The sequence below is a fragment of the Rhodoferax sp. BAB1 genome, from assembly GCF_013334205.1.
Lineage (GTDB): Bacteria > Pseudomonadota > Gammaproteobacteria > Burkholderiales > Burkholderiaceae_C > Hylemonella.
Window position 1 is genome coordinate 1347973 of sequence record NZ_CP054424.1, and the last position, 16555, is coordinate 1364527.

Consider the following 16555-nt stretch of genomic DNA (forward strand, 5'->3'; position numbering starts at 1 on the left):
GGTTTTGACGAGTCTGGCCATGCCCAAAGCCCACCACGCCGAGCAGGCGCGCACGCTGACCGACATCCCTAACATCGGGAAGTCGCTGGCTGCCGATCTGCGCGGCCTGGGCATCACGACACCCCTGCAGGTGCGCGAGATGGATCCGGTGGCGGCCTACGAGCAGCTGCGCGACCCCATGGGCAAGCGCCACGACCCCTGCGTGCTGGACACCTTTCTGGCCGCGCACGACTTCATGAACGGCGGGCCGAGCCAGCCGTGGTGGAATTTCACGAGCCGGCGCAAAGCCATGCTGGCAGAGAATAATTAGGAAGACAGGACGTCATCATGTTCAAAAAAATCTTGATTGCCAACCGCGGAGAGATCGCTTGCAGAGTGATCGCCACCGCCAAGAAAATGGGCATCGCCACTGTGGCGGTGTATTCCGAAGCCGACCGTGACGCGCGTCATGTGTTGCTGGCCGACGAGGCCGTGCTGCTGGGCCCGGCGCCCAGCCGCGAGTCCTATCTGGTGGCCGACAAGATCATCGCCGCGGCCAAGCAGACCGGCGCGCAGGCCATCCATCCCGGCTATGGCTTCCTGTCCGAGAACGAGGACTTCGCTAAGCGCGTGGAGGAGGAGGGCCTGGTCTTCATCGGCCCCAAGCACTATTCCATTGCCGCCATGGGCGACAAGATTGCGTCCAAGAAGCTGGCGGGTCAAGCCAAGGTCAATTGCATCCCGGGCTGGAACGAGGCCATCGAATCGGCCGAGCGCGCCGTGGAGATCGCCAGGGGCATCGGTTACCCGGTGATGATCAAGGCCTCGGCCGGCGGCGGCGGCAAGGGCTTGCGTGTGGCTTTCAATGACAAGGAAGCGCTGGAGGGTTTCACCTCCTGTAGCAACGAGGCGCGCAACAGCTTCGGCGACGACCGCATCTTCATCGAGAAGTTCGTGCAGGAACCGCGCCACATCGAGATCCAGGTGCTCGGCGACAGCCACGGCAACGTGATCTACCTGAACGAGCGCGAGTGCTCGATCCAGCGTCGCCACCAGAAGGTGATCGAGGAGGCGCCCAGCCCCTTCATCTCCGAAGCTACCCGCAAGGCCATGGGCGAGCAGGCCGTGGCCCTGGCCAAGGCGGTGAAGTACCAGAGCGCGGGCACGGTGGAGTTCGTGGTCGGGAAGAACCAGGACTTCTATTTCCTGGAGATGAACACCCGCCTGCAGGTGGAGCACCCGGTGACCGAATGCATCACCGGCCTGGACCTGGTGGAGCTCATGATCCGTGTGGCGGCCGGCGAGAAGCTGCCACTGGCGCAAGCGGATGTGAAGCGCAATGGCTGGGCTATCGAGTGCCGCATCAACGCCGAGGATCCCTTCCGCAACTTCCTGCCCTCCACCGGCCGCCTGGTGCGTTTCACGCCGCCGGCGCAGAGCATGTGGCAGTCCGACACCAAGCACCTGCAGGGCGTGCGTGTGGACACCGGCGTGCAGGACGGCGGTGAGATCCCCATGTATTACGACTCGATGATCGCCAAGCTCATCGTGCACGGCAAGGACCGCCTGGACGCCATCACCAAGATGCGCGAGGCACTCAACGGCTTTGTCATCCGCGGCATCAGCTCCAACATCCCTTTCCAGGCCGCGCTGCTGGCGCACCCGAAGTTTGTGGCGGGTGATTTCAACACCGGTTTCATCGCCGAGCATTACGGCAAGGGTTTTTCGTCCGAAGACGTGCCGCACGAAGATCCGAACTTCCTCGTGGCACTGGCGGCTTTTGTGCGCCGCAAATCGCGCGAGCGCACGACGACGATCTCCGGCCAGTTGCCGGGTTATTCCGTGGATGTTGGCAAGGACTACGTGGTCATCACCCTGGGGGCGGATGGCCAGCACGCGCACACCCCCGTGCACGTGGACGAGTTCGTGGGCGAGACCGGCAAGGCCAGGGTGCGTGTGGACGGCAAGAGCTACGAGATCTGCAGCACCTCGCGCCTGAACGACATCATCATCGCCGGCACGGTGGACGGCCGGTCCTTCACGACCCAGGTGGAGCGTGGCACCACCCGGAACCCGCTGGCCTTGAAGCTGCAGCACAACGGCACCTTGATCGAAGCGCTGGTGATCTCGCCGCGCATGGCCGAGCTGCACCAGCTCATGCCGCACAAGGCGCCGCCGGACATGAGCCGTTACGTGCTCTCGCCCATGCCGGGCCTGCTGGTGGACGTGGCGGTGCAGCCGGGCCAGAAGGTGCAGGCCGGTGAGCGCGTGGCCGTGATCGAGGCCATGAAGATGGAGAACGTGCTGTTCGCCGCGGCTGATGGCATCGTGGCCAAGGTGCTGGCGGGCAAGGGCGAGTCGCTCAGCGTCGACCAGCCCATCATCGAATTTGCATGAATGCCAAGGCGGGGTACCAGATGAGTCAAGCGCGTCCCTTCAAGGTGCTGGGCATCCAGCAGATCGCCATTGGTGGCACCGACAAGACCCGGCTTCAGAGGCTCTGGGTCGACATGCTGGGCCTGCAGGTCACCGGCACGTTCAGGAGCGAGCGCGAGAACGTGGACGAGGACATCTGCGCCATGGGGCAGGGGGTTTACAAGGTCGAGGTGGACCTGATGCAGCCACTCGATCCGGAAAAGAAGCCGGCCGTGCACACGACCCCGCTCAACCATGTGGGACTGTGGATCGACGACCTGCCCCGGGCCGTCGAGTGGTTGAGCGCCCAGGGCGTGCGTTTCGCCCCGGGCGGTATCCGCCAGGGCGCGGCCGGTTACGACATCTGTTTCCTGCATCCCAAGTCGAACGATGAGTTTCCGATTGCCGGTGAAGGCGTGCTGATCGAACTGGTGCAGGCGCCGCCCGAGGTGGTGGCCGCGCTTTCTTGATAGGGGCAAACCCCGTAAGGTCCCTGAAGGACGTCTCCCTATACTGAACAGGGTATAGGGCGCTTCAGTTCGGGTTCGATTCAGTCGATCTTGAATTGTGATCAGACCCACCCCAGTTGAGAGAGATACGTCATTGGGATCCGTCATGGGCATCATCAAACAGATTTTTGGACCCGGCGCATGGCTCATGCGCCGCTTGTCCCTGGCCGGCAAGCTGATCCTGCTGATTGTGGTCATGCTGCTGGCCTACGTCGCGATGGAGTGGGTCGGCATCGTCACGGGCGTCTGCGCCCTGGCGCTCCTGATCTACCTGATGCTGGCCTTCTATTTCAGTTTCATGGCCGACCTGCGCCGGGTCATGCATTTCATGGAGCAGACGGCGCACGGCAATCTGCGCGAGAAGGTGGAAATCCGCGGTCGCGATGAGCTGGGCGCCATGGCCCAGGCCATGCAGGGCATGGTGGCCAGTCTCTCGGGCATGGTGGCCAGCATCCGCAGCAACTCTGCCCTGGTGGCGCATGCCGGCCAGAGCCTGGCCGCGGGCAACCGCGAGCTGTCGGACCGCACCGAACAGCAGGCCGCCAATCTGGAGCAGACCTCGGCCAGTGTGCAGGAGCTCTCCAGCACGGTGCAGGGCAATGCACGGACCACGCAGCAGGCCAACAGCCAGGCCGCCCAGGTGCGGGACGTGGCCGACCGCGGTGCCCAGGGCATGGTGCAGGCCGTGCAGTCGGTCGAGGCCATTCAGAGCAGCGCGCAGCGCATGAACGAGATCATCGGCGTGATCGACAGCCTGGCTTTCCAGACCAACATCCTGGCGCTCAATGCCGCTGTCGAGGCCGCGCGGGCTGGGGAAGCCGGGCGTGGTTTTGCCGTGGTGGCGGCCGAAGTGCGCTCGCTGGCGCAACGCTCGGCCGAGTCGGCCAAGGAGATCCGCCAGCTCATCGGCGCTTCGTCGAGCCAGGTGGCGACCAGCGTGACGCAGATCCGCACGGCGGGCAGCAGCATCGGAGAAATCGTGCCGGGCATCCGTGGCGTGGCCGAAAGCATGTCCCACATCTCGGTGTCCAGTGCCGAGCAGAGCACCTCGCTCAACGAGATCACGGCCGCCATCCGCCAGCTCGACGAGATCACCCAGCGTAATGCGGCCATGGTGGAGCATGCGGTCGAGCAGGCCGAAAAGCTGGAGCAGCGCGCCTCCACGCTGGCCCAGGCGGTGGCGGCCTTCCGGCTGCAGCAGGGCACGGCCGACGAGGCGCTTGCGCTGGTGCAGCGCGCCATCGCCTTTCGGCAGCAGAGCGGCCGCGACAGCTTCCTGCGCGGCCTGACCGATCCTGCCCAGGGCTTCCACGACCGCGACATGTATGTGTTTGCGCTGGACCGCAACGGCGCCTACCTGGCCTTCGGCGGTAACCCGGCCAAGGTGGGGACACGCGTGCAGGACATCCCGGGCATCGACGGCCAGGGCCTGCTCCAATCCATCGTCGCGCAGGCCGAGCACGAGCCGGGCTGGGTGGAGTACGACATCACCAACCCCGCCACGGGTGCGGTGCAGACCAAGATGTCCTATGTGCAGCAGGTCGACGACGTCTATGTCGGCTGCGGCGTGTACAAGAACCTGGTTGCTAGCTGAGTCGGGTTCAAGGGCTGCCCGCGCGGCGCGCGCGCGCGCGCGCCAGGGCCGCCTCGATCACGGCGCGTTTCTGGTCCAGCACGGTCGGGTCGGTGTGCTGGCTGTGGGCCGGCAGATCGGCCAGTTTGGCACGGGCTTTTCCTTCCAGCCGCAACTCGTTTTCCTGCTGTTCGCGCTGCAGGCGCAGCACGTGGAAGGCATAACGCTGGCGTGCGGTGTCGGCCTGCGGCTGCGACCAGGCGGCCCAGCCGGTGCGCTTGCCGCTGACGTTCTCCATCTGGATGCAGTCCACCGGGCAGACCGGGATGCACAGTTCGCAGCCGGTACAGTGCGGTGCTATCACGGTGTGCATGCGTTTGTTGCCGCCCAGGATGGCGTCGGTGGGGCAGGCCGCGAGGCAGAGCGTGCAGCCGATGCACCAGTCCTCGTCGATCACGGCCACGGTCAGCGGGCCTTCGGTACCAAACGCGGGGTTCAGCGGCAGCGGGGCCTGACCGGTCAGCGCCGCCAGGCGGGCTACGCCCTCGGCACCACCGGGCGGGCACTGGTTGATGGCCGCCTCACCCGCGGCGATCGCCTGCGCATAAGCCGCACAGTCCGGGTAAGCACAGCGCGTGCACTGGGTCTGGGGCAGGGCGGCGAGGATCTGGTCGGCAGTCGCGGGCATGGCGCCGATTATCGCGGCATGCCCAGCAGGCTCAGGCCGCCGACTTCGTCGTTTTCTTGCCGCCGGCCCTGGTTGGTGTGTTGTGCTGCAGGATGAAGGCCTTGACCGCCGGGTAGACGATGTCGCGCCAGCGCCGGCCCGAGAAGATGCCGTAGTGGCCAGCGCCCTTGGCTTCCAGGTGCTGCTGGCGGGCCTTGGGCACGCCGCTGCAGATCTCGTGCACGGCTTCGGTCTGGCCCGAACCGGAGATGTCGTCGAGTTCGCCTTCGACCGACATCAGCGCCGTGGTCTTGATGTCCTGCGGCTTGACGCGCTCGGTGGCACCGTCCACGCTTTTCACATCCCAGCTGCCCTGCACCAGGCTGAAATCCTGGAACACGGTCTTGATGGTTTCAAGGTAGTAGTGCGCGTCCATGTCGAGCACGGCGTTGTACTCGTCGTAAAACTGGCGGTGCGCATCGGCGCTGGTGTCGTCACCCTTGAGCAGGTGCTCGAAGTAGTCGTAGTGGCTCTTGGCGTGGTGCTGCGGGTTCATGGCCACGAAACCCGCGTGCTGCAGGAAGCCCGGGTAGACGCGCCGGCCCGCACCGGGGAAGTTGCTCGGCACGCGGTAGATCACGTTGTTCTCGAACCAGCTGTGGCTCTTGGTCATGGCCAGGTTGTTCACCGCCGTGGGCGACTTGCGCGCGTCGATCGGGCCGCCCATCATGGTCATGGTCAGCGGCGTGGTCTCGCCGCGGCTGGCCATTAGCGACACCGCCGCCAGCACCGGCACCGTGGGCTGGCACACGCTCATCACGTGGCAGTTGCCGTATTCGGCCTGGATGTGGCGGATGAACTCCTGCACGTAGTTGACGTAGTCGTCCAGGTGGAACTCACCCTGCGAGAGCGGCACCATGCGCGCGTTTTTCCAGTCGGTGATGTAGACCTTGTGGTCCTTGAGCATGGTGCGCACGGTGTCGCGCAGCAAGGTGGCGTAGTGGCCGGAGAGCGGCGCCACGACCAGCACCACAGGCTGGGCCTTGAGTTTGGTCAGGGTGGCCGGATCGTCGGTGAAACGTTTGAAGCGGCGCAGCTCGCAGAAGGGCTTGTCCAGTTCCACGCGCTCGTGGATGGCCACGTTGACGCCGTCCACGCCCACCGTGCGGATGCCGAATTCGGGTTTTTCGTAGTCCTTGCCCAGGCGGTGCAGCAGCGCGTAGCCGGCCGCCATGCGCTGGGCATGGGGCAGGTGGGCCAGCGGTGACAGCGGGTTGTTGAAGGCCTTGGCCGTGGTCTCGGCCAGATCGGCAAAAGGCTCCATCAGGGAGCGCTGGGTTTCGTAGAGCTGGTACAGCATGAGGGACTCGCTTTCAGCGGATTGCTGCAGTGCAATATAGCAGTTGCACAGGCATTTGACCTGGGTAATTGCACCTAATCCGGGCGGCCAACTGCCGCCAACGCGACAATCGGCCCATGCCCGCCCCGATTCTCTCCCCAGGACCGCGCCAACCCGTGCTTTTCATCGGCCACGGCAGTCCGCTCAACGTCATCCAGCCCAATGATTTTCGCCCCCGGTGGGAAGCCCTGGGGCGCGAATTCGGTGCCACCTGGCCTAGGCCGCAACTGATCCTGTGCATCTCGGCGCACTGGCTCACGCAGGGCTGGTGGCTGACCGGCATGGCGCAGCCGCGCACCATCCATGACTTCGGCGGCTTCCCGCGCGAGCTGTTCGAGCAGCGCTACCCGGCGCCCGGGGCGCCGGCCCTGGCGCATGTGCTGGCCACCGAGTTGCGCCAGCCCGGCACGGACACCCCGCTGGGGGTGGACGAACAGGACTGGGGCTACGACCACGGCTGCTGGGGCGTGCTCAAGCCCATGTTCCCGCAGGCCGACATCCCGGTCATCCAGCTCAGCATGGACTATGCGCGCCCGCCCGCCGATCACTACGCCCTGGGGCAGCAGTTGCGCCGCCTGCGGGAGCGGGGCGTGCTCATCGTGGCCAGCGGCAACATCGTGCACAACCTGCGCACCATGCGGCGTGAGGCGGCGAACCACCAGGCCTACGACTGGGCCATAGCCTTCGACCGCCAGATCGGCGAGCAGATCGCGCAGGGGCAGCTGGACGACTTGCAGCACTTCCTGCAACAGGGTGAACTGGCCCGCCTGGCCCATCCCACGCACGAGCATCTGCTGCCCTTGTTGTACGCGGCGGGTGCCGCGGACCCGGGCGAGACCGTGCGCTTTTTCAACGACAGTTTCCAGGGGGCCTCGATCTCCATGCGCTCGGTCATCTGGGGATAGGTTATCGTTTGCATAAGCCCATTTGTAAGCCTCTGTAAGGCAGCGACAATGCCGCAGCTCCCCCACCAAAAAACAGAGGAACAAATGAGTCGAATCCTGAAAGCGCTGCTCCTGTGCACCCTGGGCTTGCTGGCCTGGCCGGTCCAGGCCCGCGAGGTCGATGGCGTGAAATACGAAGAGAGCATCGAACTGGCCGCAGCGAAGTTGCAGCTCAACGGCGCCGGCACGCGCTACAAGGCGGTGTTCAAGGTCTATACGGCGGGTCTGTACCTGAGCCGGCCGGCATCTACCACGGCCGAGGTGCTCGCGGCCCCCGGCCCGAAGCGCCTGACGCTGACCTTTGTGCGCGAGATCGCCTCCGAGGAACTGGGCCGGCTGTTCATCAAGGGCATCAAGTCCAATACCCCCAATGAGGAATACACGCGCATCGTCGGCAGCGTGATGCGCATGAGCCAGGTTTTCTACGATGCACGCAAGATGAAGGTAGGTGAGGTCATCAACATGGACTGGGTGCCGGGCAAGGGGACGGTGATCACCATCCGCGGGGTACCGGTCGGCGAGCCCTTTCCCGAGCCTGAGTTCTACGGTGCCCTGTTGCGCATCTGGCTGGGCCAGGACGCCGCCGACTGGACGCTGAAAGAGGCGCTGCTGGGGCAGTCCTCGCGCAGGTAAGCCGCCCGCTCAGAGCAGCGAACGCAAGAGCAGGCTGCTGCCCGTGAGCAGCAGCACGCCGTGCAGCACCAGCAGGAAGCGCCGCTTGTCCAGCCGCAGGCTGACATGGTGGCCAATGTAAAGGCCCAGCGCCACGGCCGGCAGCAGGCACAGCACCAGCCAGAGCAGTTCGGGGTCCAGCAGGCGGCCGGCCAGCAGGAACAGCGCCACGCGCACCACCGAACTGAACATCAAGACGGCCGTCTGCGTGGCGCGGATCTGCTGCACATCGTCCAGGCGGCGCAGCAGGTAGAGCGAATAGACCCAGCCGCCGGCGCCGAACAGCGCGCTGAACACGCCCCCCACGCTGCCGTACCACCAGGCCCAGCGTGGCGACAGTGGCGTGGTCGGGGACGTCCTGGGCCGCAGGCCGTTGAGTGCGTACAGCACTACGAAGGCACCCAGCAGCGGCATCAGCAGCGTGACAGGCAGGGTAAAGAGCAGCCAGGCGCCCAGCGCGCTGCCGGCCAGCAGCGCCGGCACCAGACGCCAGAGTTCGCGCCGCGCCACATGCTCGCTCAGGCGCCAGCCGTTGGACCAGGAGGCCACCATGTCGGTCAGCGCCAGCGTGGGTACCACGGTGGAGACGGGCAGCAGGTGGGCCAGCAGCGGCGCACTGACCAGGGTGGAGCCGAAGCCCACCAGGCCGAAGACCACATAGGCCATGGTGATGACGGGTTCCGCAAACAGCAGGGTCAGGAGATCCGGCATGGTCGGAGTGTTCAGTCGCCGCGTGCGGCGGCGCGTAGCTTGTCCTTCTTGCTCGGATGTTTGCCCTTGATGCCGCCCGTGCCGGCGGCAGCCGGCGGGGCCGCCTGCGTGGGCTCGAACCCGGGGATCACTTCGCGCGGCAGCTGCAGGCCCTGGCGCTTTTCGATCAGGCGGAAATGCGCTTCGGTCCCGGCGCTGACGAAACTCACGGCCAGGCCGCTCTGCCCGGCCCGGCCGGTGCGGCCGATGCGGTGGGTGTAGTCGCTGGTCGAGCGCGGCAGGTCGTAATTGACGACCACCGGCAGTTGCGTGATGTCCAGGCCGCGTGCCGCCACATCGGTGGCGACCACCACGGTGAGGCGCTCGGCCTTGAAGTCGGCCAGCACCTGCGTGCGTTTGCCCTGGCTGAGTTCGCCGTGGAAGGGTTCGGCGTCGATGCCGGCCTTGCGCAGCTTGTCGGCCACGATCTCGGCGGCGTGTTTGGTCGCCACGAAGACCAGGACCCTGCTCCAGTGCTCCTGGGTGATCAGCTGGCGTAGCAACTGGGTGCGGCGGGCCGCATCGACGGCGAGGGCGCGCTGCACGATGTCGGGCGGGCCCGACTCAGGCAGCACGTCGATGCGCAGCGGGTCCTGCAGCAGGGTGTGCGCCAGGGCCTGGACGGCGGGCGGGAAGGTGGCCGAGAAAAACAGGTTCTGGCGCTGGCGGGGCAGCAGCGAGAGGATGCGCGCCAGCTCTTCGGCAAAACCCAGGTCCAGCAGGCGGTCGGCTTCGTCCAGTACCAGCGTCTGCACGCCGGCCAGGCTCAGCGCGTTATGGTCCAGCAGGTCCAGCAGGCGCCCGGGTGTGGCCACCACGATGTCGGTGCCGCCGCGCAGGCCCATCATCTGCGGGTTGATCGAGACACCGCCAAACACCACAGTGACTTTCAGCGCCACGCCCAGGTGCTGCGCCAGGCTGCGGAACTCGTCACCGACCTGGGCGGCCAGTTCACGCGTGGGCACCAGCACCAGCACCAGCACCAGCACGCGGGCACGCCGGGCAGGGTCTGCCGCAGCCCCGGCCAGCTGCTGGAGCAGCGGCAGTGCGAAGGCCAGGGTCTTGCCCGATCCGGTCTGCGCCGAGCCCAGCACGTCGCGGCCCTGCAGCACTGCCGGAATGGCTGCAGCCTGGATGGGCGTGGGGGCGGTGTAGGCCCGGGCGCTGAGCGCGCGCTGCAGGGCGGGCGACAAGCCCAGGGAGGAAAATGGCATGGACAGCTTCAGGAAGGGGCACCCAGTTTAAGCGCTACGCTGCCAGGACCGGCGTGGGACGACGATAATCAAGCCCCTCGCGAAATTTACCAAGGCCCATCGTGCGCAAAACCTATCCGCTCCACATCGAGGGCAAACACCCGGACCGCGTGCTCGACGCTGTCAAGCACGACATCCGCAAATACGTCAAACGCCAGCGGCGCGTGGCCCTGCCCGAAGGGGTCGACTTCTGGGACTTCGACTGCAGGTTCGGCCTCAGTTCTGACACGGCTGCACCCATCCATTTCGGCAACCTCATCGAGCAGATCGACGCTGCCGCCAAGGACGGTGCCACGGCGGTTTATGTGGAAGTGCTGGCCAAGAGCGGCCACCGCAAGGCCCGCCCGCAGTCAGAGGCGCAAGAAGGGCAGGACTGAACGATGGCCGCCAGCCTGGGCATGAACCAGAAGCCTCCCCGCATCGGCCTGGCCCTGGGGAGCGGCGCGGCGCGCGGCTGGTCGCACATCGGCGTGATCCGTACGCTGGAGCGCGCCGGCATCGTTCCCGACATCGTCTGCGGCACCTCCATCGGTGCCCTGGTCGGTGCGGTTTATGCGGCCGGTGAGCTGGATCGTCTGGAGCCCTGGGTCAAGAGCCTGAGCTGGAAGTCCGTGCTGGGCCTGATGGATTTCCGGATGGGTGGCGGCCTGATCGAGGGCAGCAAGCTGACCGATTTTTTCCGCGGCCGCTACGAAGACCGCGGCATCAGCGGCTTGAAGAAGGCCTACGCCTGCGTGGCCACCGAGCTCTACACCGGGCGCGAGATCTGGTTGCGTGAGGGACCGGTGATCGACGCGGTGCGCGCCTCCATCGCCCTGCCGGGCCTGTTCACCCCGGCCCAGCACGAAGGCCGTCTGCTGGTGGATGGCGGCCTGGTCAATCCGGTGCCGGTGTCGCTGTGCCGCGCCATGGGGGCCGACGTCGTCATCGCCGTGGACCTGAACTGGGACATCATGCTGCGCCACAGCCGCGTGGCCAGCCACGCCCAGGCGCCCGAGATCGAGGCCGAGGCCTCTGCGCAGGGTGGCCTGATGCAGGCCATCATGTCGCGCCTGCGGCCGGCCAAGGCGGGCAACGGCCGCGACAACGGGCCGCAGATGCCCTCCATGCTGGACGTGCTGACCACCAGCATCAACATCATGCAGATGCGCATCACGCAAAGCCGCCTGGCTGGCGAGCCGGCCGATGTGGTGATCCGGCCGCGCCTCAACGACGTGGCCGCCATGGACTACCACCTTGCCGCGCCCACCATTGCCGAAGGCGAACGTGCGGCCGAGTATGCTCTGCCGCACATACGCGACGTGCTGGCCTGAGCGACGGCTGGCCCCGCCGGCTGGCTTGAACGGCTGACCCGGTCGGGTAATGAGGCACAGGTATCCATGATGGCCACGTATTTCACACAGCTGAGTTTCAAGGCGCGCCTCCTGCTCATCGTCCTGTCGATGGTGGTGGCCGGTTTGTGGCTGCTGGCGGTGCGGGTGGCCAGCGTGATGCAGGACGAGCTGGAGCAGATGCTGGCCGCCCAGATGTCTGCCACGGTGAACTATGTCACCACCGATCTGGACAGCAAGATCCAGCTGCGCCAGGACATGATGGCCGAGATGGCCGACGGCATCACGCCGGCCATGCTGGCTGCGCCTGCCAGGCTTGCCACCTATCTGCAGCAGAAGACAGTGCCGCGTGGCATCTTTCCGACCGGCGTCTATGTGGCCAATGCGCAAGGGGTCATCGTGGCGGAGCAGATCACCCTGAAAGGACGGCTGGGGGGCGACATCAAGGGCAGTTCCTACTTCATGCAGACCATGAAGACCGGCAAGCCCTGGATCAGCGAACCCAGGCTGGGCCAGGTCGCCGACAAGCCCATCGTGTTCATGACGGCGCCGGTGAGGGATGCGACCGGCAGGGCGGTGGGCGTCCTGTCGGCGGCGATGTACCCCTCGGACAGCAATCTGTTTGGCCAGCTGGAGGCGACCAAGCTGGGCAAGACGGGTTACTTCTTCGTGATGTCGCCCCAGGACAAGCTGATCGTCTCGGCCTCGGACCAGAAACGGGTCATGCAGCCGCTGCCGGCCCAAGGCCTGAACACCCTGCTCGACAGGCGGGTGGCGGAAGGCTACGAAGGGCCTGGGGTCTCGTTCAACTCCCTGGGCATCGAGACCTTCACGGTCAGCCGCGGCATGAAGACCACGGGCTGGTTTGTGCTGGCCGGGGTCACCACCGCCGAGGCGTTCGCGCCGGTCGCCACGCTGAAGCGGCAGATCTACTTCGCGGCCCTGTTGCTGACGGTGGTCATGGTTCTGGTGCTGCGCCATATCCTGGGGCGGCAGTGGGCGCCGATCGAGGAGACCGGCATGCGCATCCGGCGCATGACCGAGGGCAAGGAGCCGTTTGCACCCATACCCATCGTGCGCCAGGACGAAATCGGCGCCCTGGTCGATGACTTCAACCAGTTGATCGTCTGGCGCAAGGTGGCCGAGCATCAGATGGAATACCTGGCACACCACGACACGCTGACCGGCCTGCCGAACCGGGCACTGGTGCAGGACCGTTTCGAGCAGGCCAGGGCCTACGCGGACCGCGCGGCCTACAAGGTGGCACTGCTCTTTCTTGATCTCGACAGCTTCAAGACCATCAACGACTCCCTCGGCCATACCGTGGGGGACGCCTTGCTCAGGCAGATTGCGATGAGGCTGGCCGAATGCGTGCGCGACTCCGACACCATCAGCCGGCAGGGCGGCGACGAGTTCCTGATTGTCCTGCCGGCCCTGCAGAGCCCCGATGACACGGCGCCGGTGCTGGCCAAGCTGCTGGAGCGCCTGCGCCAGCCCATCCTGGTCGAGGGACACGAACTCTCGACCTCGGTGTCGATCGGGATCGCCATCTACCCGGACGACGGTGCCGATTTCGACACCCTGCTCAAGAAATCGGACACGGCCATGTACCGGGCCAAGGATGCCGGGCGCAACACCTACCGCTACTTCGACGAGCAGATGAATGTGGAGGCGGTCGAGCATCTGGCCCTGCGCAACGACCTGCGCCGGGCGCTGGAGCGCGGCGAGTTCGTGCTGCATTACCAGCCGCAGATCGATCTGGCGAGCGGCCAGGTGGTCGGCACCGAAGCCCTGATCCGCTGGAATCACCCGGACCGCGGCCTGGTGCCCCCGGGGCGTTTCATCCCCGTCGCCGAGGAGAGCGGTCTCATCATCCCCATCAGCGAGTGGGTGATGGGCGAGGCCTGCCGCCAGGCCATGCGCTGGCGGCAGGCGGGCCTGCCCGATCTGCTGATGGCGGTGAACCTCTCGGCCGTGCAGTTCAGGCGCGGCGATGTCGAACAGACGGTGGTGAACGCCCTGGGGGCCTCGGGGCTCAACCCGCAGCATCTGGAACTCGAACTGACCGAATCCACCCTGATCCACGAGACGGAGAGCGTGCTGGCCACGGTCCAGCGGCTCAAGCAGCAGGGTGTCAGGTTCTCCATCGACGACTTTGGCACGGGCTACTCCAGCCTGTCCTATCTGAAACGCTTTGCCATCGACAAGCTGAAGATCGACCAGTCCTTCATCCGCGACCTGGCGGTGGATTCCGATGACGCCGCCATCGTGCGGGCCATCATCCAGATGGCCCACAGCCTGGGCCTCAAGACCCTCGCCGAGGGTGTCGAGACCGCCGACATGCTGGCCCGACTTCGCGTGTTCGGCTGTGATGAAGTTCAGGGTTACCACTTTGCCCGTCCCATGCCGGCTGCGCAATTCGAGTTGTACCTGCGGGACAAGCTGTCGGGCGCCCTTTCCGCCTGATCGCGCGGCAAGCACATCCATGACCCTGCAGTACCTGGACTTCGACTATTGCGAAGACGAGCACGGCTACGGCACGTTCGAGGCCATGGCCTCGGTGCCGGCGGCGCGCCTGACCGTCCTGCAGGCCGAGATCGCCTTGGTGCTGGACTGGGCCCATGCCACCTTTCCCCATCAGCGCGCGCCGCTGGAGGAGGGCGGGGAGTGGGACTATCTGCTGCAAGGGCAGCAGGAGTGGACGGTGCCGGAGACCCTCGCCTACGACGAGTTGACGCGACGCTTCAGCAGCCAGCCGGGTTCGGCCGGTCCCCCGCGGCACACGGTGACGCTGGCGCTTAGCGGCAGCGCCCAGTTTTGTCAGGCGTTCAGACAGCGCTTTGGCGTGTGATGGAAATTCTCCAGGCGCAGCGCTTGGTCGGGCGGGTGTGGTCGGGAGCGGGGTAGGCTTGTCGATGGTCCGTCCGCCGTACAAAATGGCTGTCTCCTGGTCCATTCGATCACCTCATGCCTTACCAACTCCATTACTGGCCCGGTATCCAGGGCCGTGGCGAATTTGTCCGCCTGGCGCTGGAGGCTGCCGGCGTGCCCTATGTCGATGTGGCGCGTGGAGACGCGGCGGCGGGCCAGGGTGTCCCGGCCTTGCGCCACTGCCTGCAGGACGAGTCCAACGCGCGGCTGCCGTTTGCCTGCCCCGTGCTGGTGCACGGCAAGCGCGTGATCGGTCAGACCGCTGCCATATTGTTGTACCTGGGCCCGCGGCTCAAGCTGGTGGCGGCGAGCGAAGCGGATCGCCTGTGGGCGCATCAGATCCAGCTCACCATTGCCGATGCCGTGGACCAGGCGCACAACACGCACCACCCGGTCGGCTCCGGTCTGTACTACGAGGAGCAGAAGCCGGAGGCCTTGCGGGCCGCCCAAGAGTTCCGTAGCCAGCGCATCCCGAAATTTCTGGGCTGGCTGGAGACCGTGCTGGCGCGCAACCCCAAGGGCAACCAGTACCTGGTGGGCGCGCGGCTGAGTTATGCAGACCTGTCGCTGTTCCAACTGGTGGAGGGCCTGCTTTACGCCTTCCCCAAGGCGACCCGGCGCGCCTTGAAGAAGACGCCGCTGGTGCTGGCGCTGCACGACCGCGTCGCCCGGCATCGTCGTGTCTCGGCCTACCTGCGCAGCGAACGACGTATTCCGTTCAACGAGGACGGCATCTTCCGGCGTTATCCGGAACTCGATGGCTGAGAGCTTGCGGGTCGAAGTCGCGGGCGAGAAAAAAGCCGCCCACAAGCGGCTTTTTCACTGGAGAAGTCCCGCTTACACCACCTTGGCAATCGCCTGGCAGACGTAGTCGATGTTCTTGCTGTTGAGTGCGGCCACGCACATGCGGCCAGTGTCGGTGCCGTAGATGCCGAACTCGCTGCGCAGGCGCACCATCTGGTCCTTGCTCAGGCCTGAGTAGCTGAACATGCCGATCTGGCTGGTGATGAAGTTCATGTCCTGTTTCACGCCGGCGGCCTTGAGGCCGTCGACCAGCTTCTGGCGCATGGCTTTGATGCGCACGCGCATCTCGCCCAGTTCCTTTTCCCAAAGGGCGCGCAGCTCGGGGTTGTTCAGCACAGCAGCTACCACGGCGCCGCCATGGGTGGGCGGGTTGCTGTAGTTGGTGCGGATCACGATCTTGAGCTGGCTCAGCACGCGGTCGGCTTCATCCTTGCTGGCACACAGCACGCTCAGGGCGCCGACGCGCTCGCCATAAAGGCTGAAGCTCTTGGAGAAGCTGGTGGAGACGAAGAAGTCCAGGCCGGCGGCGACGAACTTGCCGATCACGGCACCGTCTTCCTGGATGCCGTGGCCGAAGCCCTGGTAGGCCATGTCGAGGAAGGCGACCAGGTTCTTGGCCTTGATGGCGGCAATCACCTGGTCCCACTGGGCTGGGGTGATGTCGTAACCGGTCGGGTTGTGGCAGCAGGCGTGCAGCAGCACGATGGTGCCGGTCGGGGCGGCCTGGAGGTCGGCCAGCATGCCGGCGAAGTCCACGCCGCGCTTGGCGGCGTCGTAATAACGGTAGCTCTCGACCGTGAAGCCGGCACTGCTGAACAGGGCGCGGTGGTTTTCCCAGCTCGGGTCGGAGATCAGCACCTTGGCGCTCGGGTTGAGCTTCTTCAGGAAGTCGGCGCCGATCTTCAGGCCGCCGGTGCCGCCGATGCCCTGCACGGTGGCGACACGGCCGCTCTTGACCGGCTCGGAATCTGCACCAAAGACCAGGCCCTTGACGGCGGCGTCATAGGCGGCAATGCCGTCGATGGGCAGGTAACCACGGGCGGTGGGCTTGTCCATCATGGCCTTTTCGGCGGCCTGCACGCACTGCAGCAGGGGAAGCTTGCCGTTGTCGTCGAAATACACGCCCACGCCCAGGTTGACCTTCTTGGGGTTGGTGTCGGCGTTGAACTGCTCGTTCAGACCCAGGATGGGGTCGCGCGGTGCCATTTCGACGGCGGAAAACATGGACATGACGGGTTCCTTGAGAGAGTAATGAAGTTGCGGATTCTTCCCACGCCGGTAAGGGGCAACGCACGGTACCGGAATGACGTATTCTTTCGGGTTAGCCC

At 65.8% G+C, this 16555-nt stretch carries 16 protein-coding genes; 11 read left to right on the top strand and 5 right to left on the bottom strand.

Annotation, left to right across the window (positions count from 1 at the left end; all coding sequences use genetic code 11):
- Positions 1-19 precede the first annotated feature (19 nt).
- The 4 genes from HTY51_RS06545 (at position 20) to HTY51_RS06560 (ending at position 4497) form a co-directional block, all read left to right on the top strand.
- Positions 20-310, top strand: a complete 291-nt coding sequence (locus HTY51_RS06545; RefSeq protein ID WP_174251980.1) for a helix-hairpin-helix domain-containing protein — start codon at positions 20-22, stop codon at positions 308-310.
- 17 nt (positions 311-327) lie between these two features.
- The gene (locus tag HTY51_RS06550; protein ID WP_174251981.1) at positions 328-2376 is read left to right on the top strand and encodes an acetyl/propionyl/methylcrotonyl-CoA carboxylase subunit alpha; all 2049 of its coding nucleotides are present in this window, start codon (positions 328-330) and stop codon (positions 2374-2376) included.
- Positions 2377-2396: 20 nt separating this feature from the next.
- Positions 2397-2864, top strand: a complete 468-nt coding sequence (locus HTY51_RS06555; protein WP_174251982.1) for a VOC family protein — start codon at positions 2397-2399, stop codon at positions 2862-2864.
- Between the two features lie 187 nt (positions 2865-3051).
- Entirely contained in the window at positions 3052-4497 is a 1446-nt protein-coding gene (locus HTY51_RS06560; protein ID WP_174251983.1) for a methyl-accepting chemotaxis protein, read from the top strand.
- A 7-nt stretch (positions 4498-4504) separates the two neighbouring features.
- Here the strand turns inward: HTY51_RS06560 and rsxB are convergent, their stop codons facing one another.
- Positions 4505-5164, bottom strand: coding sequence for an electron transport complex subunit RsxB (rsxB, locus tag HTY51_RS06565; protein WP_174251984.1), 660 nt, complete (start codon positions 5162-5164; stop codon positions 4505-4507).
- 31 nt (positions 5165-5195) lie between these two features.
- Positions 5196-6503 carry a polyhydroxyalkanoate depolymerase gene (locus HTY51_RS06570; RefSeq protein ID WP_174251985.1) on the bottom strand — a complete coding sequence of 436 codons (1308 nt, stop codon included), beginning with the start codon at positions 6501-6503 and terminating at the stop codon, positions 5196-5198.
- A gap of 116 nt (positions 6504-6619) precedes the next feature.
- Between HTY51_RS06570 and ygiD the strand changes: the two genes are divergently transcribed.
- Together ygiD and HTY51_RS06580 are read left to right on the top strand one after the other, a co-directional pair.
- A complete protein-coding gene (ygiD, locus tag HTY51_RS06575; protein WP_174251986.1) occupies positions 6620-7447 on the top strand; it encodes a 4,5-DOPA dioxygenase extradiol in 828 nt (275 codons plus the stop codon).
- Positions 7448-7531: 84 nt separating this feature from the next.
- The gene (locus tag HTY51_RS06580) at positions 7532-8119 is read left to right on the top strand and encodes a chalcone isomerase family protein (RefSeq protein WP_174251987.1); all 588 of its coding nucleotides are present in this window, start codon (positions 7532-7534) and stop codon (positions 8117-8119) included.
- Positions 8120-8128: 9 nt separating this feature from the next.
- Here the strand turns inward: HTY51_RS06580 and HTY51_RS06585 are convergent, their stop codons facing one another.
- The gene (locus tag HTY51_RS06585) at positions 8129-8869 is read right to left on the bottom strand and encodes a sulfite exporter TauE/SafE family protein (RefSeq protein ID WP_174251988.1); all 741 of its coding nucleotides are present in this window, start codon (positions 8867-8869) and stop codon (positions 8129-8131) included.
- Between the two features lie 11 nt (positions 8870-8880).
- A complete protein-coding gene (locus HTY51_RS06590) occupies positions 8881-10122 on the bottom strand; it encodes a DEAD/DEAH box helicase (RefSeq protein WP_174251989.1) in 1242 nt (413 codons plus the stop codon).
- 101 nt (positions 10123-10223) lie between these two features.
- On the opposite strand from HTY51_RS06590, the gene HTY51_RS06595 reads away from it, so the two are divergent.
- The 5 genes from HTY51_RS06595 (at position 10224) to HTY51_RS06615 (ending at position 15188) form a co-directional block, all read left to right on the top strand.
- Positions 10224-10538: a DUF6172 family protein gene (locus HTY51_RS06595; protein ID WP_174251990.1), complete on the top strand. Its 315-nt coding sequence runs from the start codon at positions 10224-10226 to the stop codon at positions 10536-10538.
- Between the two features lie 3 nt (positions 10539-10541).
- Positions 10542-11474, top strand: coding sequence for a patatin-like phospholipase RssA (gene rssA / locus HTY51_RS06600; protein ID WP_254607007.1), 933 nt, complete (start codon positions 10542-10544; stop codon positions 11472-11474).
- 66 nt (positions 11475-11540) lie between these two features.
- Positions 11541-13958, top strand: a complete 2418-nt coding sequence (locus HTY51_RS06605) for an EAL domain-containing protein (protein WP_254607008.1) — start codon at positions 11541-11543, stop codon at positions 13956-13958.
- A gap of 19 nt (positions 13959-13977) precedes the next feature.
- Complete coding sequence (locus HTY51_RS06610) at positions 13978-14343, top strand: hypothetical protein (protein ID WP_174251991.1); 366 nt, start codon at positions 13978-13980, stop codon at positions 14341-14343.
- Positions 14344-14459: 116 nt separating this feature from the next.
- A complete protein-coding gene (locus tag HTY51_RS06615; RefSeq protein WP_174251992.1) occupies positions 14460-15188 on the top strand; it encodes a glutathione S-transferase in 729 nt (242 codons plus the stop codon).
- Between the two features lie 72 nt (positions 15189-15260).
- Here HTY51_RS06615 and HTY51_RS06620 read toward each other — a convergent pair whose 3' ends face one another.
- Positions 15261-16457, bottom strand: coding sequence for an amino acid aminotransferase (locus HTY51_RS06620; protein ID WP_174251993.1), 1197 nt, complete (start codon positions 16455-16457; stop codon positions 15261-15263).
- Between the last annotated feature and the right edge of the window lie 98 nt (positions 16458-16555).

What these genes read in the sequence shown, in the direction of transcription:
- HTY51_RS06610 (WP_174251991.1), top strand. Translation starts at nt 13,978, where the DNA reads ATGACCCTGCAGTACCTGGACTTCGACTATTGCGAAGACGAGCACGGC.
- HTY51_RS06620 (WP_174251993.1), bottom strand. Translation starts at nt 16,457, where the DNA reads ATGTCCATGTTTTCCGCCGTCGAAATGGCACCGCGCGACCCCATCCTG.
- HTY51_RS06615 (WP_174251992.1), top strand. Translation starts at nt 14,460, where the DNA reads ATGCCTTACCAACTCCATTACTGGCCCGGTATCCAGGGCCGTGGCGAA.
- ygiD (WP_174251986.1), top strand. Translation starts at nt 6,620, where the DNA reads ATGCCCGCCCCGATTCTCTCCCCAGGACCGCGCCAACCCGTGCTTTTC.
- HTY51_RS06585 (WP_174251988.1), bottom strand. Translation starts at nt 8,869, where the DNA reads ATGCCGGATCTCCTGACCCTGCTGTTTGCGGAACCCGTCATCACCATG.
- HTY51_RS06570 (WP_174251985.1), bottom strand. Translation starts at nt 6,503, where the DNA reads ATGCTGTACCAGCTCTACGAAACCCAGCGCTCCCTGATGGAGCCTTTT.
- HTY51_RS06580 (WP_174251987.1), top strand. Translation starts at nt 7,532, where the DNA reads ATGAGTCGAATCCTGAAAGCGCTGCTCCTGTGCACCCTGGGCTTGCTG.
- HTY51_RS06555 (WP_174251982.1), top strand. Translation starts at nt 2,397, where the DNA reads ATGAGTCAAGCGCGTCCCTTCAAGGTGCTGGGCATCCAGCAGATCGCC.
- HTY51_RS06545 (WP_174251980.1), top strand. Translation starts at nt 20, where the DNA reads ATGCCCAAAGCCCACCACGCCGAGCAGGCGCGCACGCTGACCGACATC.
- HTY51_RS06590 (WP_174251989.1), bottom strand. Translation starts at nt 10,122, where the DNA reads ATGCCATTTTCCTCCCTGGGCTTGTCGCCCGCCCTGCAGCGCGCGCTC.
- rssA (WP_254607007.1), top strand. Translation starts at nt 10,542, where the DNA reads ATGGCCGCCAGCCTGGGCATGAACCAGAAGCCTCCCCGCATCGGCCTG.
- HTY51_RS06605 (WP_254607008.1), top strand. Translation starts at nt 11,541, where the DNA reads ATGATGGCCACGTATTTCACACAGCTGAGTTTCAAGGCGCGCCTCCTG.
- HTY51_RS06560 (WP_174251983.1), top strand. Translation starts at nt 3,052, where the DNA reads ATGCGCCGCTTGTCCCTGGCCGGCAAGCTGATCCTGCTGATTGTGGTC.
- rsxB (WP_174251984.1), bottom strand. Translation starts at nt 5,164, where the DNA reads ATGCCCGCGACTGCCGACCAGATCCTCGCCGCCCTGCCCCAGACCCAG.
- HTY51_RS06550 (WP_174251981.1), top strand. Translation starts at nt 328, where the DNA reads ATGTTCAAAAAAATCTTGATTGCCAACCGCGGAGAGATCGCTTGCAGA.